At 51.6% G+C, this 26352-nt stretch carries 11 protein-coding genes and 1 pseudogene; 4 read left to right on the top strand and 8 right to left on the bottom strand.

Annotation, left to right across the window (positions count from 1 at the left end):
• The first annotated feature begins 120 nt into the window (after nt 1-120).
• Nucleotides 121-3003, top strand: a complete 2883-nt coding sequence (locus OLTU_RS16980; protein WP_141733955.1) for a 7TM diverse intracellular signaling domain-containing protein — start codon at nt 121-123, stop codon at nt 3001-3003.
• A 54-nt stretch (nt 3004-3057) separates the two neighbouring features.
• Here the strand turns inward: OLTU_RS16980 and OLTU_RS16975 are convergent, their stop codons facing one another.
• Entirely contained in the window at nt 3058-6360 is a 3303-nt protein-coding gene (locus tag OLTU_RS16975; protein WP_141733954.1) for a beta-propeller domain-containing protein, read from the bottom strand.
• 353 nt (nt 6361-6713) lie between these two features.
• Between OLTU_RS16975 and OLTU_RS16970 the strand changes: the two genes are divergently transcribed.
• On the top strand, nt 6714-7286 hold the full coding sequence (locus tag OLTU_RS16970) for a hypothetical protein (RefSeq protein WP_141733953.1): 573 nt from the start codon (nt 6714-6716) through the stop codon (nt 7284-7286).
• 23 nt (nt 7287-7309) lie between these two features.
• Here the strand turns inward: OLTU_RS16970 and OLTU_RS16965 are convergent, their stop codons facing one another.
• The 4 genes from OLTU_RS16965 to OLTU_RS16950 form a co-directional block, all read right to left on the bottom strand.
• Nucleotides 7310-10120 (bottom strand): 7TM diverse intracellular signaling domain-containing protein, encoded by a 2811-nt coding sequence (locus tag OLTU_RS16965; protein ID WP_176736707.1) that lies wholly within the window; start codon nt 10118-10120, stop codon nt 7310-7312.
• Nucleotides 10121-11007: 887 nt separating this feature from the next.
• A complete protein-coding gene (locus OLTU_RS16960) occupies nt 11008-12273 on the bottom strand; it encodes an IS256 family transposase (protein ID WP_369696353.1) in 1266 nt (421 codons plus the stop codon).
• A 308-nt stretch (nt 12274-12581) separates the two neighbouring features.
• Entirely contained in the window at nt 12582-12815 is a 234-nt protein-coding gene (locus tag OLTU_RS16955) for a hypothetical protein (RefSeq protein WP_141733951.1), read from the bottom strand.
• On the bottom strand, nt 12816-19163 hold the full coding sequence (locus OLTU_RS16950; protein ID WP_141733950.1) for an FG-GAP-like repeat-containing protein: 6348 nt from the start codon (nt 19161-19163) through the stop codon (nt 12816-12818).
• 351 nt (nt 19164-19514) lie between these two features.
• Here OLTU_RS16950 and OLTU_RS16945 point away from each other — a divergent pair, with 351 nt between their 5' ends.
• The gene (locus OLTU_RS16945) at nt 19515-21047 is read left to right on the top strand and encodes a hypothetical protein (RefSeq protein ID WP_141733949.1); all 1533 of its coding nucleotides are present in this window, start codon (nt 19515-19517) and stop codon (nt 21045-21047) included.
• Between the two features lie 78 nt (nt 21048-21125).
• Here OLTU_RS16945 and OLTU_RS16940 read toward each other — a convergent pair whose 3' ends face one another.
• From OLTU_RS16940 to OLTU_RS33220, 3 genes and pseudogenes are all read right to left on the bottom strand, one after another.
• A complete protein-coding gene (locus OLTU_RS16940) occupies nt 21126-21566 on the bottom strand; it encodes a hypothetical protein (RefSeq protein WP_141733948.1) in 441 nt (146 codons plus the stop codon).
• A gap of 330 nt (nt 21567-21896) precedes the next feature.
• Entirely contained in the window at nt 21897-22604 is a 708-nt protein-coding gene (locus OLTU_RS16935; protein WP_245676825.1) for a rhomboid family intramembrane serine protease, read from the bottom strand.
• 60 nt (nt 22605-22664) lie between these two features.
• A pseudogene (locus OLTU_RS33220) lies at nt 22665-22943 on the bottom strand (zf-TFIIB domain-containing protein); the annotation flags it as partial.
• Between the two features lie 316 nt (nt 22944-23259).
• Between OLTU_RS33220 and OLTU_RS16930 the strand changes: the two are divergent.
• Complete coding sequence (locus OLTU_RS16930; RefSeq protein ID WP_141733946.1) at nt 23260-26274, top strand: WD40 repeat domain-containing protein; 3015 nt, start codon at nt 23260-23262, stop codon at nt 26272-26274.
• The last annotated feature ends 78 nt before the right edge of the window (nt 26275-26352 follow it).

The raw sequence follows: 26352 nt of genomic DNA, 5'->3' as shown, positions 1-26352 counted from the left end.
ATTCTGCCGATTCCAAGCTCGGAAAGATGACTCTGAAAGGGATAGGTTGAACCTCCAGCCCAAGGTCGTTCCATTGAAGTCGCATTCGCGGGTAAGCTGCATGAAGCCTCTGGAGCCGGTATGAAGATGCCTCATGCGCGTCTTCGATCAGCATCTGGCTGTACTTGGGTTTGGCTTGTCTTCATCGCCTGCCTTCTGCATCTGGCTCGTCCATGCCACGCGGCTTCGTATGAGGCAAGACAGGGCACACTCGACCTTAAGGGCTGGAACGGCGACCCTGTGATCTCTCTTCGCGGGGAGTGGCATTTCTTCTGGAATGAACTCCTGCAGCCCGAGCAGGTTCTCGAGCGCCTCGCGTCTCCCGACTATCAGGCGCGCTTCGCAAAACCCAGCATACGCTTCCCGGAAGTCGCACCCGGTTTGATTAAGGACAATTTTGGAGTCGCCACCTACGTGCTCCGCCTCCGGGGACTGCCGCAGATTCCAATGGCTTTCTCCAGCATCTCCGCCTATTCAAGCTCAAACGTCTACCTCTTTGCAGCAGACGAGGCCAGGGGACAGAAGCCGCGGGTTCTCATTGGACAACTCGCAAGCAATCGTGAGGGTTCGATCCCGGCGCTCGCCATGGATGGCTTTCTGCCTTTTGAGGCGCGACCCGATCAGGACTATTACTTTGTGATTCAGGTCGCCAATTATTTCCATACCTGGGGTGGACTCTGGCTTCCGCCGGAAATAGGTTCCTATGAGAGCGTCCACCTCAAAGTGCGGAGAGCCGATCGCGCAGGTTTCCTGACCCTCGGCTTCTTCATTTTGGTCGGTCTTTACAATCTCAGTTTCTACCTGCGTCGGCACGAGGACAAGGGCAGTCTCTATCTTGCCTTATTCGTCTTCACGATTTGCCTGCGCTGCTGGGTCCTGGCCGATTGGTCATCGAGGCAGCTCTCCGATCCGGTCATGGACTATGAGTGGAAAATGAAGGTGAACTATCTGACGATCGCATGGCCCTACCTGATTATTGCGGCTTTCCTGCGCTCGTATTTCCCAGGGCAGACACCCCGCTGGATTCCCAGGGCCCTATGGGCGGTTTATGCGGTGCCCATCCTGCTTGTGCTCTTCACGAGCAACACGAGCTATGGGATCATGGAAAGGTTCTTCGTCTATGGGGGTGTTGTTTGGAGCGTCATCCTCATAAGCTGCATCGCTCGCGCTGCCTGGGCTCGCGAGGAGGGAGCGTCTTATTCGCTCGCCGGTGGCCTCTGCCTTCTGGTGGGAGGCATCCTGGATACGGCTTATACTCTCGGATACAGCTTTTTGCCAGCCAATGCCATCAGCTGGGGACTGGTCGTATTCGTGTCCTGCCAATCGCAGATCGTCGCCGTACGCTTCGCCATCGCCTTCCGCAAGTCGGAGCATCTGAGCCGCTCCCTTGCGCAGGAGGTCGATCGGCAGACACGCGATATCAAATCCATCCTCCGCAGCATACGGCAGGGTATCTTCACGCTGCTCCCGGATCGGCGGATCGGCGCTCAATACTCTGACTTCCTGCATAGCATCGTCGGCAGCCAGGACATCGAAGGCGCGACGATCCAATCGCTGCTCCTCGATCACAGCACGCTGTCAGCGGACCAGAAGAGTCACATCCAGGCGACCCTGGATGCGAGTTTGGGCGAGAATATCGTCGCCTTTGAAATGAATTCCGGCAACCTGATCCAGGAACTGCAAGTCCTCCAACCGGGGGAGGCGACACCGCGTCTTTTGGAAATCGATTGGAATCCCATATGCAACAAGGAAGGGATCGTCGAGAAGATCCTCATCAGCCTGCGGGATGTCACGGAAGTCCGCAGCCTGAAGCAGGAGGCGCTGCAGCATGAAGAGGACATGAAGATCATCATCGAGCTGACCCAGATCCCCGAGGACAAGTTCCATCGCTTCATCAGCAAGACCAGCGAATTCCTCACGGAGAATCGCGATCTCATCGTCTCCGCTACAGGTCACAGAGTGGATGTGATCAAGCGGCTCTACATGAATATGCATACGATCAAGGGCGCCGCCCGAACCTATTATCTGCAGGCGATTTCGGCAGCCTCGCACGAGGTCGAGCAGTACTATGCATCCCTGCAAAGGAAGGAGGCGGCCTGGGATCAGGATAAGCTCCTGCGCGATCTGGATTTGGTGGAGACGGTCATCGGCCGTTACCAGAATGTTGGGGAAGACCGACTCGGCTGGGACCTGAAACAGAGATTCCTGAAGATTGGGAAAGTGCAGTTTGAGGCATGCCTGTCCCTGTTGCAGACTCTTGATAGCAGGTACCTTCATGATGGCAATCGTGCTGTCATACAAGCGATCCAAAGTCAGCTGGTGAACCTGGGCTACGATAAGCTGGCGAATCTCATTGAAGAGGCTGCCCGTGGCTTGGACTCCATGGCCCGCGACCTCAGGAAGGAGTCCCCCCGGATCCAGGTGACCGGCGCCATGGTCACCATGAAAGAGCGGGGATCCGAATTGATTCATAACATGCTGGTCCATCTTTTCCGCAACTCCATGGACCATGGCATCGAAACGCCTGATCTCCGCGTCAGGCGCGGCAAGCCTCCTGCCGGGACGATCACGATCCAGGCGGCTATTCGGGCCAGACAGCTGCTGGTCTCCTATCAGGATGATGGTAACGGATTGGATCTGGAGGCCATCCGCTCCAAAGGGATCGAGAGCGGAATTCTTCAAGCCGATCAAGACTACAGTGATCAGGCGATCGCTGATCTGATCTTCCATTCGGGCTTCTCGACCAGGAATGCCGTCAGCGAAATTTCAGGCCGCGGAATGGGCCTCGACGCTGTCAGGACCTATGCGGAAGCCGAAGGTGCAACGGTCGTCATGAAGCTCCAGCCGAGCGTGAATCGGCAGAGCGTTCCCTTTATTCTGGAATTCACCTTGCCCGCGGAGCTGTTCTGGATACTTGGCGAAGATGCGGACCACACCCCAGGACTAGCTGCCAGGAGTGCGTGAGTGATAGGGAAGGGCCTTCGGGGGAGGCCCCCCGAAAATCCCGGGTCTCATCGTTTACATGTCGCGAACAATTTCGAATTGTTGCAGACCCCAAAGTCCTTGCGCAAAGGTCAGGCGGTTGTGCTCCGCTTCAAATATAATACGGGACTGGCGTTCTTTTTCGCTCATATCGCTTAACCTGCCGAAGAGCTCTATGGCATTCATGGGACTGGAGCGTTCATTGGGTCGCAGCAACTCCACAACGTTTCGTGCGCGCAGCAGATCAGTCTCCTCTTCATAGACCTCCCAGGTGCGGTCACTGCTGCCTATAATGTACAACCGGCCCTGACCGCGATCCGCTTGAGCGGGCAGAATCGTGAGCAGCGTCCTGGTATAGCCAGAGTGGAAAGACCCAGGCAGGGCAAAGGCACGGCGTACGAAATGCTGTTGATAGTCGACTTCAAGATGCACAAGAGCATAGCTGGTGCCGTTGTCCAAACGTTCCAGTAAATTGATTCCATTCTCGGCATCATGGATCATGTCACTAGCGTCCATCAACCCATAGATATCATGCAATTGAGCCCTTCCCGTCGCGAGTTTCAGCGAATCCAGAATGGGGACGAGGCGCACGCGCGAAGGGTCCTTGATGCTGTCGGAGCTGATGGTTTCGAAACCGAGAAAACGCTGATCCTCGGTGAGCAGGGATTCACCCTCTCGCGCAATGGGACGTCCTGGGATATTGACCGTCGCCCCACACTGGAGCTGCAGGGTGCTTTCGGCGAGAGGCGCGAGGTGGTAACGCAGAAGGCGAAGACCACGGTACAAGGGATCATCCGACTTGAAATGCAGGGCATAACTCAGATACATTTTTCCCTGCCAGCGATGATACTGCAGCTGCTCCGCCTGGGCTGGCAGGCAGGACAGGATTTCAGATTCATCGGACAGGACGAGCTGTGCACTATTATTCACGAGCCCGATCACCCGATCGCGCGCCATCAGAATACGACCATCGCCCAAATCGAAGAACGTGGCCTGGGCATCGAAGCGGAGAGTTTCCTCACGCTTGGGCCAGGCCACCGTCTCGACGATGGGTTTGACGAGGTTTGAGCCTGCATCCAGGGTCCAACGAATACGGCTCAACTCTGGAATTGTGGTCCACTGCTGGCCAAAGACGGTCTCAATGAGTTCGAACCTTTGCGTCTGCACATAGAGGGAACCATCCTGGCTCATGATATGTCCGGTATAGCGGCCTCGAAGTTGCAGGTTTTGGATGACCTCACCGTGCTCGGCATCCGCCCAGTCCGCCTTCACAAGTCGGAGTATGGTCTGGATATTGTTCAGGCGTGCCGCTCCATTGTCGATGATCTGCACCCCATAGGTTTGCCGCCCCATGCGGAGCTTCGTATAGCCCACGACATCACGTGCCAATTCCAGGGTGGCGATGGCTTCCATGATTTGATCGGGTCGTGTGATCGTGTGGACATCCATATCAAAGGTTCCGAGCGAACGATCGGTCAAGGTATGGACCTTGTCGATTTCCGGGTTGCTAAAGACCCTGCGCAGCCAGGCGACATCCGCGGCCAGGAAGCCACCTTCCTGCAATTTCTGAGTTTGGGCCTTCAGATTGTAATGGATCAGTTTTCCGCCACTGAGCGTCTCGCTGGTTAGCGATTGCGCAGGAAAGAGTATGTAACCCGTACCATCGGGCTGGATTTTGACTTCAATGGTCTTGTCTTCATCATTAAAGTAGGCCCAGAGTGAACTGGGCTCAAGGGTCAGCTTGGCCACGATATCGACGAGGCCTGACGAGCCTTGGTCCTTACGAATTTCAAAAATCATGACCTGCGGCCGGATCCGTCGATCCTCGCCTTCGGTGGGCCGCATCCAGCCGAGAGCCAGGATGTGGTCGCGCCCTTCGAATGTAATGGGAATGGCTCGCTCGATCCAGCCAGGGAAAAGCGTGCGGCCGAGGTAGCGAATTTGTTTGGCGGGCTGACTGATATCGAAGACATCGAGGGGATCAATCTGATTGGCCGGCACCCAGAACACAAAGATTCGATCACCGATGAAACGGACGTCCTGAAGGTCGGCGTGCTGGCCGGTCTCATCCCCAACAGTGATCGACTGATCCGGGAAGAGTTTCACGATGCGCTCATCGGTCTGTTTCACGAAAACACCTTTCAGACCGAATTCGGGATGATTGTTCAATTGCTCACCATAGGTTTCCTTGTCCACGCCAGCCGGAATTTTTTTCATCTCCCGTTCCCACCAGAGACGCCGGAAATCCGCCTCCGCCTGGTCGATGGTCACGGATGTGCTGGCAGGGAGGACAAAGCTCTCGACCGTAACGGTGCGTATCATGCGATTGTTCTTATCCGTTTGCCATGAACTGCTGACCGCAACCAGAGTGTGATCCTTGATGGTGGTCGCGGAACGCTCCAGAACCTCGCCCTTGACCGAGACCATGAGCAAAGGCTTCATGGCACCAGCGGGATCCGTAATATCAACGACCTCAATCGCGCTCTGGCGACCGGCCCAGTCGAAGAAGTTTTGTTCCAGAACCGAGATCAGATAATAGCGTGGTTTGCCGGCTTCCATGGTCTCGATGATATTCAGATTCCTGCGATCGGTCACCGGCATGGCGAGGCGATGGCTGCTTATCTCCTGGAGTCCAGGCGTGTCCAGTCGATAGGCTTTCACCCAACCTTCTCCGGCGCCAGTGTAAGCTCTTTGACGACTCGCAACATAGAGCACCTGACCCACGAGACGTGAATCAGCGATGTCTCCCTGCGTGTCGATGCGTTGCACCAGGCGTGGGCGCTTCGCTTCGCGCACATCGTAAACGAGAAGCCGCCCCAGGAAGTCTTCGGCATCCTGATTCCAGCGACGCTCAAGGACGATGATCTGCATGGTTTCGGCGGCAAAGTACATCTCGATCAGTTCATCCCCGGTGGCTCCCGCCCGTCCGAGGATTCGGGGAGCCGCAGGTCCCTCGCTAAAGTCCACGACCTGCAGACCACGATAGTTGTTGAGCACATAGAGGAGTTTGGAACCCGGCACACCGACCTTGAACAGATCAGCTTCTTGAATTTCACGTTTCGCGCTGTCTTCGGCGGGTTCTTCAGCTCCTCCGTCCGGCGCATCATCATTCTCCCCGACGGCTCCACGCCATTCGACATTCAAGAACTGATTCTGTCCGTAGTAGCGTTGCAGCTGGGCTGCAATGGTTGTGGGGTCGTTCGGCTTGGGATCCAACACATCGGCGACTGACTTTGTTTGCTGATCGGCTTCTGGGTTTGGAGAGCAGGCTGGGTACAGGAGGGAAAAGAGGACAAGCAGAGGAATGGAGAGGCAAAGGCGCCTCAATGTCACAAGCATAGTGTTTCTCCTTCTCGGTGTTTCATTTCCACTTCATCGAGACATAATGAGTTTTCGTCACACGGCGCATTACGTGTGTGGAATGGGGGACGCTGAATTATTCTCTCTATGATTCAGGCCTGACTTGTGGGCAAGGAAATTCAAACGCATCTGGGATAATTTACGCAGAAGGAAGACGCCGGACAGAAACCTAAAAATTCTGTGTATGGGGTCGGCCAATGCCTTGCGAAGAGGGTTCTTTAACATATTAATATCACCGATATTGTGGGAGGGGATTTCGAAAAAGTCAAGTTTCCGAACCTTTCTGCCGATAAAGTAAGTGAAAATTCTGTGTATGTAAAAAGAGGTTGCCTATGATCCGCTTCGGGATGCTCATCCTTAGCTTTGGGCTCGTTGCCTGTGATAGTTCCGACTTCAAGGGTTCGGCCTCGACGGCAGCGACCGCGGCTCCGCCTGCCGAGACCATCGATGCCGCTCCGGCTGCACCGGAGCAGGAGCTTGAAAGCAAGGAATGCCTTCTCGCCACCAACGGTGATAATAAGACGACCGTCTCCATCAGCCACGGGAACGTCGACCTCAGCAAAATCACGCCGGATAGTGTTCTTCTTCTCGAAGTTCAAGGTCAGGCGCAGATCGATCTTTCCGCCTTGCAAATTAGTAGCCTGAAAGGTATCTGCATCTACGCGGGCGGCGGCGCGAATATACAACTCGATTTGAACACCACCGTGCTTTCCATGTTCTATCGCTCGCGCGGCAATTCGAAATCGAAACTTGATTTCGGCACGGCGGGAACTCTCGCGAAGCTGGAAACCGATGTTTCAGGCGGCAGCCAGCTGCAGCTAACCGGAGAGAAGCTGGCCTGTGATTCGCTCAGCCTTCCCTATGGAGGTTCATCGAAGATCACCTGCAACGGGGCGGCGCTTTAATCCCTGGGCAGGAGGATGATGAATCAACCCGTCAGCGGCAGCGTTGGCTTCGACGAGAGCCGCGATAGGAACTCGGCCGAATCCTGGGCGAGCAGATTCTGTGGCAGGTCAATCTCAATGCGGAAGGGGTGGAAGGGCGTATCCACTCCTCGCCCTTCGACTCGAACTCGGACGTCCCCGCCTTCCGACTGGACATAACGTCTGACAGCATCCATCCCAACGCCTCGGCCGGAGATATCGTTCACCGAGTGGGCAGTCGACAATCCAGCGTGGAAGATGAGATCCACCAGCTGCTGGTCGCTCAAGCCTGATCGGTTCGCGATAAAGCCTTTCCGGACCGCTATTTCTCCAATCGTGTGAAGATCAAGTCCACGACCGTCGTCACGATAGATGAGAAGGGCGCCATCCTTTTCCTTCTTCATCTGCAGCTCGATATGTCCCTCGCGCCGTTTGCCGCTGGCAAGGCGCTCCTGCGGTGTTTCCAGCCCGTGATCCATGGTATTGCGAATCATATGGACCAGAATCTTCCGCAAAAGACCCTCGCCCTTCCGCGAAAGGAAAATTCCATCGCCCGCCACGGAGAGCGTCGGCAGGGCTTTACCCAGGTCTTTGGCAAGAACCTCGGTCGCCTTGCAGGCGTCCATGAATACATCAGCCACTGAAACATAGATATAGGGGAACATGCTGCTTTTGATGGCATGGAAAAGCTCCTTGCCTTCGGGGCCGGCGTCGGCTCTCAGAAAGCTTTCCATCCTGGAAACGTTTCGATAAAGCTCAGCGATCTGCGTTTCCGAGACCTCAACCCTCCATTCCGGGTTCTGCTGGCGGCCAAGCTTGTTGCAATTGATGGCTTCATAGGTTCTGACCAGGGCCTCGACCTCATCCACGCTCTGGTACATGCGGGCAATATCCCATTGCGAATGATGCTGGGTTAAGACATTCGCATAGAACTGTTCGATCTCATGCAGGACTTTCGTCATGTTCCTAAACTTGAGGCTGCGGGCCGTCCCCTTGATCGTATGGAAATTGATAAACGCTATCTTGATCAGATCCAGATCACTGTCCTGCCCTCTGCAGGCTCGAACGAACTTGCGGTTGTCGGACAGGTATTCGTGACAGCTCGCAAAGAATCGATCGATCGATTCAGGTGATGCGTTGAGAAGCTCGCCTATGATCTCAAGCTCAGTATCCTTGTCTCTGGTTTGTGCCTCCAGAGCCCGGATATCGGTAACATCCCTGACCGTGACGAGGACCTTTTCCACGTTGTCCTGCTCATCTGCGATAGGGTTCCACGTAAGATCAAGGACGCGGTGATCGTCGCTTTGCTTCCAGACTATTTCCCTCGGCAGGCAGTGCTGATTCATCTGAAAGGCGACCAGATTTTCACCCAGTGAAACAACAAGGGCGCTTTCAGCTTGGCTTCTATCATCGGACGTCAGGTTCGAATGTGCGAAAAGAAGGTGCAGTCCGTTCAAATTCACCAGATCATCCTGCTTGAAGATGCATTTGAGATGATCCGAGTAATCCTTCTGAATGCTGAACTCAGGCGGGGCCAAGGTGAAAATGCCCAGCTGAATATGAGTCATGATCGAACGAATGTCGCGAGTCTTGTCTTCGACGATCGTCTCAAGGTTCTCGTTGAGGTGCAGGATCTGATCCCTTTCCGCCTTGAGATCCTCGGAGAGCTTACGGACCTCATGTTCGGATTCAGCCACACGATGGAAGGCGCTGGAGAATCGCCGGGCCAGCAGAAAGGACTGGAAAAAGATGAATGTCAGGAGACCGAAGGCGCCGATGGGAACCGACTCGAAAACCTCCTGAATCAGAAGGATGTCATGAATGGTTACCGTGGCCATGATAAAGGCTCCGGCTGAGAATGTCTTCGCACCGTCCTCGCGCCTGAGGCAGACCAGAGTCATGACGCGGACCAGATAGATAATGACCACAGCCGTGAGAATCTGAATGACAGCGGTCCTGTCGATGAAGTCGCGCGGCTCGGCAAAGATCGTATAAATAACGAATGAGCCGTTTATGATCACCATGGCCTGGGCGAGTCTCTTCGAGAAATAGCGTGGGAACAGCTCATGAGTGAAGAAGGAGAAGAAGGCAGGCGCGAGCATCCACACCTGATGAGTCCTTATAATGCCAGCGAACGAAATGCCTGGCACGATGATATCCACCACGCGTCCCTTGCCTGCGAGCATATAGATGGCAAGAACGAGACAGAGAAGCCCAAAGTAAAGAGATGAGCGATCATCCGTACGTAGAGCGAAGAGACAGATATGGTAAAGCCCCATGATAGCCAGTGCGCCGAGGATGGAGAAGGCGAAGCCAATATCTCGTTCACGTTCCAGCGCGATGGCTGCAGGTTTGCCAAGAGCAGGTGGGCTGTGGGTCAAGCCAGCCCGGTAGATCTCGAAGCTGGACGCATGGATGACAATATCAAACTCGAGGCCGCGCGGGAGAAACGTATAGTAACGTTCGGCAATCCGGGGCGTATAACGTTGAGGCTCGGCCTCTGGTCCCACTTTCCCAATCTCGGCAATCAGCTTCCCATCGATAAAGATCCGGCTGGCTGCATAGATCACGGGAACGTAGAGAGCCAGTTCCTCGACCTTCGCGAGCCTGATATGGGCGCGATATGTGGCGTATCCAAAACGTGGATAGGGCTTTTCCGCTTTCGTCCAGCTGCCTGGAACTTTGATCAGCTCGTATGGTGGCGGAGTCGGACTCTGGAATGCGAGGGGTTCGATGAACTTTGACCAGTGGAATTGCCAATGACCTCGAAGAGGGAGGCTCGGGTTTTGTTCAAAGTTCCATTGCCTGAGATCCACGATACCGTCTTCGACGTACGCCTTTTGCTCAGCCTGCATCAGGTTTGAAAGCCCGAAGCAGAGAAGGATGATGAAACATGTCCGGAACCAGGAGAACATCCCATGAGCCTTACTGAGTAAAAATGCGCATCTTACGCTGTTGCCTGCGGCGTCTCTTCAAAACCATGAGCAGGCAGTTGATGCATTGTGGAGAGCGATCTGGCAGAGAAGGGCCGGCCGGATAAGCTGGATCCAGCCCGGTCTCATATGCGGCACTCCTCAAGCAGTGATCCCACAACGACTCTTTCGTTTTCGTACAAACTGCACGCTTACTTAATGAAAGTCATTTGCAGGTGAGCCAAGGAAACTGCAGGATGCCTTGCATTAGGCTGATTTAGGCTCTCGGAGTTGCGAGGATGCTATTTCCAGCTGTGTTTCCGGAGCGGAGCCGTCATCGAGCCCCTTCATGAATTCAGAATCAATTTTAGGAATTCTCAAAGGTCCCTGAGCTTTCGCAATAGGAGTCAAAGCACCGATCGCTCCCGGAGAGTTCGTAATGGTATGTAGTGCAAAACATTCGTTCCTGCACCGACCAGCCGGCTTATGCCTGGCAGGCTTCATGACGCCATTATCGGATTAGCATCAAAATAGCACTGCGTTGGTTCCATTGGATCAGAAAAAATGTGCACTTGTGGGAACCTCAAAGGGATCACAGGGCCATAAGGTTTTGCGATGATAGCGCTTCGAGCAGTACGGCCTTCGGATAGGAACCAAGGGTCGAGCGTTCGTCCCGACCCTTGCTCTCTCAATCGAAATCGAGCCGTTCGCTCTCCCTTTTGAGCGACTGATTGATGTATACGATCCGCGAGCTTACGAGAGATATTGTCAAATGTTGTGGATGAAAGAATTTAGGCAGCCATCTTTATCCCGTCCTTGAACTTCACCGTGATGTCGATCACGTCCGCCAATAGCTTGTGCCCGTTCAGCTTCCGCCACCCTTTCTTCGCATCCATCAGAAGCTTGAAAGTCATCGCAACCGTGGCATCCACAGAACCGCATCCCTTCGTTCGCTTCGTTCGCAATCGGACCGTGGCGAAGCTCGACTCAATGGGGTTCGTAGTTCTGATATGCCGCCAGTGTTCGGCGGGGAAATCGTAGAACGCCAAGAGCTTATCGTTATCCTTCACAAGGCATTCGGCCGCGCGGGGATGCTTCGCTTCGAAGACCTCCATAAACCGCTTAAACGCCTTCTCCGCGCTTTCGCGAGTCTCGGCCTCGTATATCTCGTGGAGCATCCCTTTAGCCTCTGGCTGCCTCGATTTGGGCAGCTTGTCGAGAACGCTTGCCGTCTTGTGAACCCAACAACGTTGTCCTTTGACCTCGGGCATGACCTCAGCGAGTGCGGCCCAGAAGCCGAGGGCTCCATCGGCTATAGCGAGTTCCGGAGCTGGTGTCAGGCCTCGATCGCGCAGCCGGAGCAAGATCTCTTTCCAACTCGTCGCGCTCTCTCGATAGCCGGGTTCGACGGCAAGGATCTCTTTGTTGCCCTCGCTATCGGCGCCGACGATCACCAGCATGCACATGCGCAGATCCTCGCCCAGTCTGATGTTAAAGTATATGCCGTCGGCCCAGATGTATACGAATCTTCTTTTACCAAGTGGCGATTCGCGCCACTGCCTATATTCGTCTTGCCACACCGACTTTAAGCGAGTTACCGTACTGGCGGAAAGTCCTGGAGCATCTTTCCCGACGAGGGATGTCAAGGCATCCGAGAAGTCGCCAGTCGATACACCCATTAAATAAAGCCACGGAATCAATTCTTCGATAGCTTTTGTCCGCCGAAGATAAGGCGGGAGTAGCTTAGAGTGAAAGCGCAACCTTTTCCCGGACTCATCACTCCTGCGGTCATTGACACGAGGAGCCTTGATAGGAATATCGCCGAGACCAGTCTGTATCGTGCGTTCAGGCATGAAGCCGTTACGCACGACGAGACGTTTTCCCGTCTCGTCCAATTGCTCGGCATGTCTTCGGATGTATTCATCGACTTCAACCTCGATGGCCTGCGCCAATATCTTCCTGGCTCCCTCACGCAGTACCGTCAGTAAGGGACCTTCGGATTCTCGTGGAAATTCGATCAAAGCATTGCTAGTCTTCCTCAACAGCGTATTTCCCATAATTACAGTTACGGGTTGTCGGTCGTAGTGGTCCGACTAAGATACGCTGCCTTCCTTCAGCTCATCCACAACTTCTGTTTATAACTCGCGCCAAATTTCTCGACACCTTGGTCATCCCTCACTTTTGAAGGTGTGTTGGCACATGCTTTGTAAGCGCCTCATGAACACACGTTTGGAAACCAATCCCGCCTGATCGTATCCTGCCCCTATCACCCGCAGCTGGTGATCAGAAAACAGTAATATTGTATCGGCCAATAATTACTGGATAGTCCGACCGTAACTAATCAATGATCATCCTAAAATATCTGTCAAGAACCTGCAGCAGCAAGCCGGTCGCGTGCTTTTTCCAGTGTCCTTTTGTAGTCTTTTTCCAAGGGTTCACTCAGTAATTTTTCGAGCTTTGCCTCCAAATTCCAACTCACGATTTTTTCAGCCTCGTGTTCGAAGAGGCCTGCTAGGTCAGTTGAGTTGGTTCTTGCCAACCACTCAAAGAGAACAAGCGCTTCATCACCAGAAAGGTCTAACTTAACCTGTCCGCTCATTTACAGTCCTCCATGGTTCAAGACATTCTGCGCCTGGGCGGGATTGAGTCTCCAGCCACTAATAAATTTCCCTGCTGGGTCTGTAATAACATTTAATTGCGTGGATGGATTAAGATAATGTACCACAGGGTTGCCTCGATATGTCCCCTGAATTATTGTTACCCCTTCGCTATTAATATGTTGATTCAGTGCAGCACTAAATTTCGATGAATTGGCTTTGCTGTAATTACCCAATACGTCAAAATCAGAAGCATGCTTGAATTTGGCCTGTAGCTGCCTCGTAGAATTAATCAGCACTTTGCTGCTTTCTCCAGCGGCTACTACATTCCTCACTGTGCCTATAGCAACTGTTGGGCAGAATCTGGTTCCGGTTTCTCCAAGAGAAATACAGGCTCCTTCGCCGAACAAGTTTTTCTCTATCTTGTCGCCAAGCCAATCGACGAATTCACCGATCAACGGCGTTCCATCTTCCAGCCCCGGTTCTTCTCCCAAATGTTGTGCATCATTAAGCAATCTCCCCATGGCTGCAGTCAAAGCGCCTTGCTCAAAAGTTCCTCCTGTTGCCTCAGAGACTGTGCCACCGACGACAGCTGCTATTGCCGCGTTGGATGCATACTCCCAGCCTTTGGGGCTATCGCTAAAACCGACGCCGGATTCATCCAACCCCTGCCCGATGGCTTGAGACAGTCCAGCTGATAAGAATCCGGATTCAAACTTCCCACCCGAAGCAACAGCTGAGACACCGCCAACAGTTCCGTGTGCCATGACTTTTCCGACCCGGACAGCAGGCGTCATCTTCGCTTTATCAAAAGCTGACCCGACCAGAGAAAAAGCCGCTCCAGTGATCGCGCCATTTAGTGCAGCCTTCGAATCCCCGCCCGAGGCAACGTAGGAGCTGGTATAGCCAACAGCGGCCGAATAGGCCATCTGCTGATACCAAAGGGCACCCGCGCCTGGCCCTATCCAGCTGGCAGCCGCTGAAACTGCGATGGACATGACAAGGCGTTGATTCTGGGAATTGCTGATCCATGTCCGTCCCTTTTCCCAGTTATGAGAGAGGAACCTGCCGGGGCTGGTAACGAAATCGACCACCCCTTTACCGACATTGGAAATCTGTCTTCCCCAGTGCTTGAGAGTTTTGCGGCTGAAAAAGTGCCCAGTAGGATCGTTATAGGCGAGGGGATTGTTCATCACATAGGTGTATCGATTCAGGTTTTGAATCTCGGTTGGATCCTGAACATAGGGATCTGCAGAAAGGAACAGCCCGATCGTAGGATCGTAGATGCGGCCTTTCATGTGGATCAGATTCATTCCATCAATTTGCTCATGCCCTGTAAAACCACGGCTGGTGGCTTTCGGCTTGAACCCATCAATCCAGCCAAGGCTCGCGCTATCTCTTCGCTGTCCGAAAGGATCGTAATCAAATCTTTCCGTCACCTGACCAGAGTGGTTAGCTACCGCCAGATTCGAGCCGAGATAATCCTTGTAAAGATAGTTTTCGCGGTACTCTGAGCCCTCCATCTCAACCACAAGAAAACCACCAACATAATGCCGCTGAACCGTGCCTTCCTTCGATTCATAGGTTTCAAAACCCTCACCTGCATAAAGGGTTCGGGTCTTTTCACCATCCACCAGATCCTCACGGCTGAGCAGCTGCCCGCCCAGACCGTAGACAAATCGTGAAAAGTTGTCACCATCTCTGACCTCGGTAGGCAGATCAAGGGCATTGTAAACAAGGCTTCTTTTGTCCGACTTCAGGAAATTCCCTCGGCCATCCGCGCAGAAAGTCCTGGTCCCAATTTTCTTCAGGGCAAAGGGGCTGTTCACGCCGTCAGTACAGCCCTGACCGTATTCATAGGTTCCCACGTCGCTGCGGGACTCAATCCGGCCCATTGCATCGTATTTCATTGTGACAGTTTTGAGATCAGGGCCTGTGAAGGTTTCAAGTCTATCGATCGGATCATAAGTAAACGACTCTGCAACTCCCGTCACAGCGTCTTCGCGGGTACGGAGATTGCCGTTTTCATAGTAGTCATAGGACTTCGAAACCAAACTTCCAAGGTCCGGGGACGTTGCGATATCCGCTGAAACCCGATCGTTTCGCTCATCGCGGTTCACATAAACGGTGCTGCCATTGCCAAGCTTATAGCTCTGGATGGTGCCGCTTGGATAAAGCTCCTGAAGCTTCCAAAGCGCTTTTTGCGAGCCCTGGGCTCTGATTTCCGTAAGTTCGCTGACGCCGCCATAAACATAATCCACGGCAAAGCCGCTGGGATATCCGACCTGCTCGACACGCCCAAGGCCATCATATTTGGTCCAGCTGCCATAGGTTTTTCCAAGCAGGACCTGAACGGTTTCGGACGGTCTTGATAAAGGGTCATAGTGATAAGTCACGGCTGAATCTGGTCCATTGGCCGTGGCAGGCATGCCAATGCCGTTGGGCTGAGTATCATAGGTGAAGGTCTCGACGAATGGCGCCTTCCCTGTGAGAAGCCTTGTCCTGTTCAACATACGACCCAGGGCATCGTATGATGTCTCACTGCCAGTATTCTGATTTGATTCCTCGGCCGGCAAACCGAAGGCGTTGAACGCGGTGACTGTTGTTCCGGTGGTCGGATCCACCATAGTGGTGCGACGCCCATGGACGTCGTAATCCATGCGGGTGATATTCCCGGCATTGTCGATGAGGGCGGTCATCCGTCCGGCTGCATCGTATTGATAGGTGATTGTCTCACTTTTTGCGTTGGTGACCTGCAGCAAGAGGCCACGCGCATCCTTTTGAAAAGTTTTCGCGCGCCCAAGGGCATCGTATTGGATTGTTGTCAGACCATCATAGACAGTCTCGACATGGGTCTGATCCGGAAAATCCGCGCGCTTCTGTCGATTGCGATCGTCGTAGGACAACTCCGTCCAGTGTTTTGGCTGCTCACCCACGAAATAAGGTTTGGATACTTTCCAAATCAGACCATTCGGATGCCAGATCTGGTCCTGTGCCATCTGTTTCTCAGTGGAGAGACTTCTAACCGATCGAAGCACCCTCCCGAATGAATCGAGATAGGTCTTCTCTTCGCCAAATCCCGGAGTTGAAGCCTTCTGCCAGGTCCCAGCTTTGGAAGGACAGGATGCATCACAGTAACCACGTTCGATCCGGGTAGTCACAAGTGAGGGTGTGGTAATCGTCTCAATTCTATTGGCCTGATCATGGGTGTAGCTGGTCTTGAGTCCATTGACATCCCAGGCATCCGTGACGAGTCCAGTCTCTGGATCAACAGCCTGTGAGGCCACATGACCAAGTGCATTTACCTGATCCCGCACAAAGCCCTGACTATCGTACTTCGTTGATGAGGTCACCTGGGTGAAATCAAGCCTCTTGCCATGTTCCGGCCCCCAGCTGGTGATAACTGCATCAACAAGTCCATAAGGATTCAGGTTCCGCTGAAACTCCTTCTTGATCCAAAGAGGCGAATTGGGCTCTTGCAGCTCGAAAGACATACGCCCGTCGTTATCATAGTCAAACTCTGTGATATTGGTAATTTTTTTGGTATTCGATGAATCTGACTTCGTGGCTTTGATCTGTTTCACGCGGCCGATCTGCCACGTAGCTTCGTCATTCTCGAAAACCGTCTCCACGACAGTCTTATAGGTTCCATTTTTGTCCTGGACCTCTGTCTCCACATGCTTCGCATTTCGGAAATCGTCATATATATTTTGAACCTTGACCGTGTATATCTCCATGCCAACTTCATCGAAGAAGCGGGACGTCGAGGACTTTTCATAAGCGAACTGATGGAGAGGATGATCTGCAAAAACCTTGATCTCCAACTCACTGCTGGTGCTGCTGACAATCCTGCGGCCACCATTCAGTGAAAAAGTCTCAACCTTGACAAGGCTGCCATGGACCAGACGGTCTGTGTCGTGACTATAGTATTCGTGGGTTTCAGTGCCCGAATTGTGGTCGAGAGCCCTGCGTTTTGCAAAACCAATGAAACCAAATCCCTCTACATCAAAGGCCCCGTCCTCGTAGCGATAACTTACCTTGAAATCGGAGCCATTGCTTCCGGTCCTGCTGATTTCCCTAACGACAGGGAAATGCCCGGCAACAGGGATTTTTGGATACTTTGGCTGGTTTGTCTTTGAATACACTCGAGAGTCGGAAATGTCAGCGTACGTGAAGCTTGTGGAATTGCCGAGTCCATCCTCAATGCCAACCAGCTGGAGCGGGTCACTTTTGATGTTTGCACCCCAGTATCCATTCTTTGATGAGAAGAGAAACTCCAGGCTGCCGTCGCCGTTCAAATCCTCAATCTCAATTTCGCCGGCAGACGAACTCCAATCATGTAATTTCGTGAGCCGCGCTGAGACCACAGGAGACTTGCCATCAACTGGCCGCCCCTCTCCATATACAATCTGCACGCCATCCTTTTTGAAGCCGACAAAATCGGCAAAGCCATCCCTGTTGGCATCAAATAGAAAACGCCTGTCATAGGTGCTATCCCAGCGTTTGGATGCCACCTGATCGGAAAGCCACTTCTCGTCCTGGGCAAATCCATGACCGGTATTGAGCGCCACATAAATGCCATCACGAGCATAGCCGACGAGATCGATCAGACCATCGCTGTTCATATCCGCTATACGGCGGAATACAGTCGAATTGCTGTAAAAGCGATCATACCCGAAACCATTCATCCATTGAGTCGGTTGATCAAAGCCAGTGCCGTTGCCCAATGCAACCTGGACATCGGTTCGCCAGAGACCGAGGATATCGATCAGACCATCGGCGTTGACATCGACAAAGAAGCGAGGATGTTCAACCCTTGACCACCGATGATTGAAGCCCATGGCCTCGAGGACCGGTTTTTCACCACCGACAAAGGTTCCATTCTGGTTAAGAGCTAGATAGACTCCATCCGCACGAATCCCGATAATGTCGGGCAGACCATCGTTGTTCGCGTCGGCAACATAACGGAAGTCCGATCGCACGGTCCAGCCTTTGCCAAAACCGTCACTGATCTTCTCAAATCCTTCATAACCAGTCCCATTCCAGCGGGAGACATAAACCCCACTCATCGTCGCCTTGCTGAGAAAGACCACAATATCAGGGTATCCGTCCTGATCCATGTCATTCAGAGAGAACATGTCGTAGCTTGGATTCCAATTTTCCGTCTCCGACAGGGGTACTGCAATCTGCTCTCCCATTCCGTTCCGGCTGCCAAGGCTATAGGCAAGCTCGCCCTTTCGGATCGCGATGAAATCAGTAAATCCGTCCCCATTGATATCCTGGAAGGCCCGACCCGCATTTCCCGCGGACCACTTTCCGGCAACCATCGTCGAGAATTCCTTGAGGATAAGCGAATCGTATTCATTAATGTCTGGCGTCTGACCGCCCTGATAGTGAAATTTGGTGGCAGGGAAACAGGCCGCGTTCTTGAAGCATTGACGGAATGAATCCAGAACCGGGTAGGCGAAATTTTCGATGTTCCTGTAGGTCAGATGGTAGGACCACTGGACGGCAGATGAAGCAACATCAATCTGGTTCAAAATAAGGCCCGTCTCAAAAGCCTTTCCCGCCACATAGCGGCGCTGCGGGTGCCCGGACTCCATGTACTTGAACTCAACCGAGCGATAATGAGGCTTGTTGAAGACCCGATTGCCACCATAGTAAACCTTGTCAAGATAGAGGCGGCTGCCATTTTCGAGATAGGAAAATTCGATTGCGTTGCCGCTCCTATCCTCGATTCGATTCATATACCAGGTCAATGGGGTGGTATCGTTTCCATATTCACGGCTGCCCTTGCCTTCACCGAGTGTCCACCTTTCACCCGACCTTGCGATCACCTCAAATGACTGGCCGTTGAAGCTAATTTTTTTGAAATCGTCCAGATAGGTCCGGTAGACGGCGCCAGCTTTAAGATTTTGCCCTTCTACAAGCAGAAGCTTTTTGCCGTCCATGCAAATGCTGTCCTTATCATCAAGGCTTATCGCCCTGTGCGCGCCTTCGAATTTCTTATGGGATGGACAGCGGCTTATGGAGCTTATCCCAGCGAGACTCCAGCCATAGCCGGCAATGTCTCCAGCGCCCAGGGAGGAACTGTAAACCAGTGAAAGTTTAGGTGAAAAGCCATTGCCGGACGGTAAAGTATCCAAAGTGATGGTGCTCTGGGCATATCCCGCCTGAGAGACCTCCGCTGCAATAGGCATGGATCCCAATATTTTCGGCAGTTTTTCACCTTCTTCAGAATCCACGATCGCATTGAGTGAGGACGTGCGCAATTTTGTTTCACGTGAACAGCCAGCCGTCACCATCAGGTGGGTGATCTGCAGTGCCGTTAGGATTCTGAAAAGTCTCATGCAATAACTCCTGAACTCATCTTTCGATCCTGGGTCAAATAACTTTGAAAGTTAGTAGGGCTGACTCGCAAAGCGCTATTGGTCTGCGCTAGAGGTGCGTATATACCGCATCTGCAGTTGTTTCAATACGGTAGCAGGCAATTAGCGAGCTCTGAGAACGATTACTTTAATTAGCTCGATTTTATTACGGCTTTAGAGGCCATAATGGATTAGGGTCGGAATGGAAGCAGATTTTAGGCTGCACTTTCGTTAAATCTCGTGGCCATCTGAGCGAGCTCGCTGGGATATCTTGCGCTTCATTGTTGAGGTGCGTGCTCTAAATATGTTTGTTTCAAAGGATAGGATAATGACATGAAAATTATCAACATAGCAGCAATTTCATTCTTCCTTGCAACCTTGTCTGTGGAAGCTTTTGCACAGTCCGAACCACTGCCGCTTAACACGCGAATTAAGCCAAATGAGGTCGACGGCCTGACGAAGTCATTCGATATTTACGTTGAAAACACTAGTAACACGCGCCCTGTTTACTGCAAGCGGGCATACTTGACTGCTTACATTGGCCGTGACAGTGATTCAAATGAGTGTCGTGAAGATTACTTTCAGAGAACAAATTTGAATATCTTACCCTTTGAGTTGGCAAGCAATGAGCCGATTTTACTTGCCAGGGAACTTTCAGAACGTGGAACTGGTTATATAGATTTGCTCGGGGGTCGTAAATATCTCGAGAGTCTTCATCCTGTCGTGCTCGACTACATGAATCCATCCGTTAAATTCAAATATTTCCTTCATAATAATTTTATGAGAGATCCCAGAACATTTGACCGGTCGGCCTATCCTTATAATTCCACTTCAAATCTTGGCAAGAAAGATCTTGAAGATTTCCTAAGGTCAACGGGCGAATCACCAGACAATGTTGAATTCTGCGCTAGAGAACAGCTGTTTCTGGATTGCGGTTTCAATTGTTCTAATGGAGCAAAATATGGCTCCAAAGAAACTTCTAGAGTAAAAAATGGTGGAGGAGAGATCCAATCTTTATGCAACGAGCGTGGCGAGGAAATTCCCGATCCTAATACATTAAAGTGTGATTCGGGTTATTTGCCGAACAAATCAACGTTTGAATGTGAGATCATTTGTGAGGATACACATCAGAGGAACCCAAAAACGAATACGTGCGAACCCAGGACTTGTGCACGTGGGGAGATTTGGGATGAGCCTACGAGAAATGGGACTATCACTTATGTTTGTGACTCTGGCGCGCCGAAATTTAGTGCATTGAATTGCAACTATCCCCAGGAATTCTATACTCCTGCTGGCACATCCTGCGATCGCAAGGGCAAATCCGATCGATACAGACCAGGGAATCCTATGATACAGACTCAGTGTGCGAAACAAGGGGAAGGACCTTATTGGACTGCAGTTGAATGCAGAAAATCTCAGGCAATTGTCTACGGCCCATATAATGATTATCCATTTGGCGGCCGATATCGAGTTACTTTTCATGTAGGAAAGATTTCCAATTTCGCCCCCGGTGCTGCAAACACTGAAGTTTTTACCATTGACGTTTATGGCAACCAACGAGTTCTTGACCAACGAGTTATTAAACAGTCTGACTTGATAAATTATCCACTGAGAGTTGATAGTTTCACAGTTCTCCAACTGTATGGTTTCAACGCTGGTTTTCCTGATACGTTGATTGAAACAAAAGATGCGCTTAAGCCAGACCCGACATCTCCCGAAGAAAGGAAGCAGGCTGGCAGATGGGTTCAGATTGTGCTTGAATTCGAATCATTGGATGAGATTAAAGGCTTGGAAACAAGAGTTTGGACGAATAACGCTGTAGTTAATGTTGCCGGAATTGATATTGAATTCATGCCTTATCAGTAAGGCTAACCTCAATTGAGATTTTTCAATAGCAGGGACCTTTTTCGGTCCCTCTTTTATTTAATTCCTTCGAATATTTGCTTACTGCTTGAATGAACATGAAATTTCATAACCATGCTTTTCATTGATTTCCATTTTTGCATGGTAGCTTGCCACTGTCTCTCCAGAATCTGAAGATCTCTTGAAACCCCACTCAAGTTCAGCTGATTTTTCTTGTACTGACTGAACCTTCAGGTCGGAAACATTCTTATCACAAGCAGATTTTATGATTTTCTCAAATGAAGCTTTGTCAAAATCAACTAGAAAGGACCGAGATGGTCCTATTTCTTTTACCTTTATCGTAGTTCCGGCTGTTGATTCAACCTCTCCATTTAACGTAGCAATCTTGTTCTTCACCAGAAGGTCTATGAACGGTGCTTCTTCTTTACTTACCTCAGAAGTGTTTCTTAACGTAAATTCGTGACTTGTTTTGCATGCTGGAAATGCAATAAAAAATAGAAGAAAACAGGGAGATTTTCTCATGTTGATACCGATTGAATAAAGAGTTTTTGGATGTTCTCTTATATGTTATTGCAATTCTAGCTATTTGAATAGAACAATTTTCAGCAAGGCCCTTCCCCCTGTCGCCTGCCAGCACGCGACGTGAGGAATTCTGTAGTCACCTGCAGAAGATCATAACGAATCCTTAATCCCATCGAACTCTGTGAGGAGTGGGGGCGAGTCATAGCGGATCGCAAACACTCGTTCGACTTCGCGCACAGATACCCTCAGATACTTGGAATGTGGTGTTCGTTTGGAATGCTATGGTTGAGGAACTAAAGGGTTTATCCTGGATCTGAAGAGAATCCGAACTCACATGAGGCTGCAGTCGTGTAGTTTGAAGATCCGCTTAAATAAATGACCCATCCCAAGGCCAATGAAAAAACCTAAATCAGCTACCAGCCAAGCATTCCAAGGTACGTCGCTGAATAGAAGCACGACGGTTTGGATCGAAAGAAGCACGCTGATCCATACTTTAGCTGAAAGAATTAATTCAAGGGACAGGTCGGCGATTCCAAGCTTTTCGAAAAGGATAATGGAAGCACCTGCCAACACTCCGACTGGCCCACCCGCAGCAATAAGAGGAGTGTTTCCCTCTAGAAATGGCAGGATGCCTATAAAGCTCAGGCAATAACCTGCCAGATAGAGCAGGGTGTAGCGCCCTGATCCCAGGAACTCTTCCAACCTAATGCCCGCGATCCATAACAGCACAAGACTGCAACCGAACTGAAAGTAGTTGGCGTTAAGAAACATGGAAATAAAAAACTCAGGGATCCAAACGCCTTTGTCCCAGTTCCAAGCATTTTCGAATGAGCCTGAGTTGACCAGGAGAATGAGTGTTAGGTTGAGTACAGCAAAAAGCAAAGTCATGGGCTTGCTACGCAAGTGCAAAAAATCCCATGCATAAAATGTCGATGGGAATGGATTGAAGTTAGAGGAAAACAATTTCACATGTTCTGCGCCGATTCTGGCGTATTTTTGGTATTCGTAGCGCCTTTGCAATTCAGTGTCGACTGCCATGTGGCCGACATCTTCCGGTCCTTTCTGAAGGCGCCGATGCGCATACTTCAAGAACTGGTGGAACTCATCCTGGGCGAACCACACCCCTTGACATTGGGAGCACTGCTCGATTGAGTTCCTATAACGATTATGCTCGAGTATTTTTAGTCTTCGCCCACTGCAGTGCGGACAGAATCTAACAGATTCATAGCCAGTATCTCTATAGAATTCCAGGATTTGGGCTCGATAGTGTTCGGCTATCTGCGTTCTCTCATGAAGATGGCCTTGGCAGACGTCGCAATAAGAAAGCTCCTTATGGATCGTCAGGTACCTTTTGTCTTGAGAGCACGAGGGCAGCATCTTGGGTTGTTCCTTGACCAGGGTCTCCGAAAAGCGCTTCTTTCAGAGGCGAACCTCTCATTAACACTGAGTATTTAGGCTGTCAATTCCTTCAAAGCTTTGGAGAACAGTAGTTTGGGTGATTGTGAAATGCTTTGAAAGTCCAAAGTTCAGCGTCCAGCGGCAACAAGTCGACATAAATTAGTGGGCGGGCAGATCCAATTATTGGCCCTCGGTCTAATTTCATAAGTTATTTCCATGGTTTGCAGGCAAAAGCGTTGCAGGGCATGCGGTTTGCAAAACCCCTGCTGTGGATTGTAGTGGCTGGAGGCTCCTGATGAGATTGCTGCGGATTTTGGTTGTTGCTGCTGTTGGTTTGCTGTCCAATAATTGTACAAAGCTCAAAAACCGGGTTCTTCCTGTGTCTTATACCTGCGGCGAGGACGCCAGCAATTGGTCAGAGCGCTTCGTCAAGGTCTATGACTCGCAGGACGAAGGCGCAAGCGGCCGGAATATTTCCGCTCAGCTAAGCGGCCTTGAGCTGGTCACAAGTGAGAAAGGGTGCGTTCAGATTCCTGAGGACAAGCAGTCCGGGGTCCTGACCATTCGCGATAATCGCCCATCCAAGCAGGAGGGGAAGATTTTCTCAATAGATGAACTGACTTACCCTGCCTCGGTCCGGATGGAAGTTCTCTCCGCCCTCGTGCCTCAGATCAACTGTGCAGGTGACGCCTTTGCGACCAATTCCACGAAACTGGACATTTCCGTGGCTGGACCAACGCTGTCCCAGCGCGAACGCTTCAAATTCAAGGCTGCTTTAAAGAAGGGTGAGTCTTCCACTCCAATTCACTCCACATTGGACGAGACGACCCTTCGAGTTGATCTTGGAGAGATTCTGGTTGATGGCGATTATCAAATTGAAGTCATCAGCGCGGACGAGCTTCGCCGGGAGGAATCAGTAGTCAAGGTATGCCGTATCAGGATCGACAGGACGGTCCCGACCGCAGGTGTCGAATTGCCAAGAGTCGCTGGAGGGGGGCAGGAGCTTCCCCGGGTCAAGACTGATGAAAAGATCCGACTTTCAAGTGACGACAGCAGTTCCGAGATTTTTGTCTCCATAGTTTCCCAGGAAAAGGCCGGGGGAGAGTGCAGCGGCACGTTTATTCCTGCTCAGCTTTTTGAGACCCCTAAGCAGGGCAGATGGCTTCTCTGCTATTACTCTCGCGATCCTGCCGGCAACACCTCGAAGGTTCAGAGCATCCAGTTTGAAATTGATGAGGAGCCGCGGAGGGTCCTCATTGAAAAGCTTATCGATAACGCCAAGCTCAATGCCGAAAAGTTCAGATATGAAGCCGCTCAGGAGAGCATCGAGCGGGCTTACTCTGAATGGAAAAAGCTTGCTCTCATGGATGATCAGAAGGCCCTGATCGCGGAACTCAAGTCAGGCTTCTATGAGGTTATTCAAAGATCTCATCTGAAAGGAAAAAAGGCCATTGAGACCTATGCAGCCGCGCTCCCCCTTGGTAAGGGCAGGGCGGTCATATTCCGTGAGACGGACATGGCTCTTATCTCCATGGGAAAGGATGCGGTCCTGAGTGGTCAGGCGGATCTGGGCATGGTGGAAGGCTTTGCTGTTGACCCCGGGAAAAAACGGTTTGCCGTCGGAGACTCTGATGGCAGGGTTCGTGTCATTGACGAGAAGCTCAAAACGGTATTGGATTATGAAGACCCCGACTTCAGCACCTTTCAGAACATGGCCTTCTCGAAAAATGGGAGCCTTTTTGCAGCAGGATCCGTCTATGGATCGCTTATGGTCTGGGACCTGAGCGGAAAAAGGGTCATCCTTGAAAAAGCTCTTGAAGGACGCATTCATGGACTTGCCTTTGATCCGAAGTCGGAAAAGATCCATGTCGCGGCCGATGTCGCCATCAAGTCCATAACCCTTGACGCTGCGAATACCGAAGTGGAACTGGCGACGTTTGATGAAGGCATAGAGGGAATCCTGCCCCTTGATGACAAAACCCTGCTCGTCCATACCGCTGAGCGTCTTACGACGATCGATTTGATTTCCAGAGCCACTATGGACGTTTTCTCAAGCAGAGAGTTCGCTATCGAGGATGTCCGGTTGAGCCCGGACGGTAAATTCCTGTCGGCCAGAACTGAAAACGGGACCGTCAGGGTTTTCTCAAGGGAGAAGTTCACCGAGGTCAAATCCCCCGAACTTGCTTCCTTCAAGACATCAGTCATGGCTTTGAATGATTCCAGGCTTGCCGTAGTTGATGAGAGCGGCTTTATACGTGCTTTCAATCTGCCCGGTCTTGAGCCATCGGCCTCTTTCCGTCTCGCTGAAGGCGAGGCTATTCATACTATTTGGTTTGGTGACGCCAATATCCTTTATTCAAACACTTCCAATAGTCTTGCGAAGTGGGATCTTTCAAACCCTCTCCTGAAGCCTTTCCCAATTCCGGCAGGGCTCAAAACGGACGAAATTTCTGACGCCTCCTTCTCAGCTGAGAGCGTCCTCCAGCTGGCATTCCGCGACGGAACCCTTGTAACGGTGTCAGGCGGAAAAGCCAAAACGGAAAAAACGGCTGATGGCATTGGCTTTGGTTATACCGTTATTGGGCATAACACCTTGATCCGATTTGGATTTGAGACGGCCATGATCTTTAACCGGAGCAATCCCGGAACACCTGTGAAAATCTTCAAGGTTGATGAGACAACGAGGCCGGAATCGTTCCTATGGAACACGGTGGATGATAGCTTTTTTCTCGGCTCGGAAGGGTACCTCAGGCTTTATAACACCAAGGGCGAGGTGAACCTTTCACTTCAGACGGTTCAGCCTCCCTATCCGGTCCTGAAGATAGCGGAAGCTGAAGACGGCGGTCCCATTATATCGGGTGGCGAGCGGCGTGGGGTGATCTCAATTTGGGCAGACCGGAATGCCATGACCGCGCCAAAGGAGTTCGACGCCCATGAACTCAAGGTCACAGGTCTGACCTTTGTTGGAAGGGAGAACCGCTTTATCAGTGCTTCTGAGGATGGAGCCCTTGGCCTTTGGGCGGCGGATGGCGCCTCCATACGAAAGGTCTCAGCCCATCCAAATGAAGTGAGGCAGCTTGCAGTTCATCCCACCGATGGGGAAATTCTGACGATCGGTGATGACACGGTCCTGAGAGTCTGGGGGCAGGATCTGAAAGCACTCAGCTCCATTTCGCTGCCGGCAGCTGCCCAGCTATTGAGGCTGGCACGGGACAACGGCCGAATGGCTGTCATTCTGGAAAATGGGCAGGCGATGGTCGTCCCTTCTTCACTTGAAGAGCTTCATAAAATGTTGAGCCGCGCTCCTTGAAACATCGCGTTTCAATTCCTCTGGAGTGAGCATAGGGGCCTTGTCGACAGGAGAAGCATCAGCCTGGGAATTGGGACT

The sequence above is a fragment of the Oligoflexus tunisiensis genome, assembly GCF_001748245.1.
GTDB lineage: Bacteria > Bdellovibrionota_B > Oligoflexia > Oligoflexales > Oligoflexaceae > Oligoflexus > Oligoflexus tunisiensis.
This window is presented reverse-complemented; position numbering and strand designations above follow the sequence as displayed.

Coding starts and splice junctions, on each gene's coding strand:
- OLTU_RS16980 (WP_141733955.1), top strand. CDS start 121: ATGAAGATGCCTCATGCGCGTCTTCGATCAGCATCTGGCTGTACTTGG.
- OLTU_RS16975 (WP_141733954.1), bottom strand. CDS start 6,360: ATGCTTGTGACATTGAGGCGCCTTTGCCTCTCCATTCCTCTGCTTGTC.
- OLTU_RS16970 (WP_141733953.1), top strand. CDS start 6,714: ATGATCCGCTTCGGGATGCTCATCCTTAGCTTTGGGCTCGTTGCCTGT.
- OLTU_RS16960 (WP_369696353.1), bottom strand. CDS start 12,273: ATGGGAAATACGCTGTTGAGGAAGACTAGCAATGCTTTGATCGAATTT.
- OLTU_RS16955 (WP_141733951.1), bottom strand. CDS start 12,815: ATGAGCGGACAGGTTAAGTTAGACCTTTCTGGTGATGAAGCGCTTGTT.
- OLTU_RS16950 (WP_141733950.1), bottom strand. CDS start 19,163: ATGAGACTTTTCAGAATCCTAACGGCACTGCAGATCACCCACCTGATG.
- OLTU_RS16945 (WP_141733949.1), top strand. CDS start 19,515: ATGAAAATTATCAACATAGCAGCAATTTCATTCTTCCTTGCAACCTTG.
- OLTU_RS16940 (WP_141733948.1), bottom strand. CDS start 21,566: ATGAGAAAATCTCCCTGTTTTCTTCTATTTTTTATTGCATTTCCAGCA.
- OLTU_RS16935 (WP_245676825.1), bottom strand. CDS start 22,604: ATGGCAGTCGACACTGAATTGCAAAGGCGCTACGAATACCAAAAATAC.
- OLTU_RS16930 (WP_141733946.1), top strand. CDS start 23,260: ATGAGATTGCTGCGGATTTTGGTTGTTGCTGCTGTTGGTTTGCTGTCC.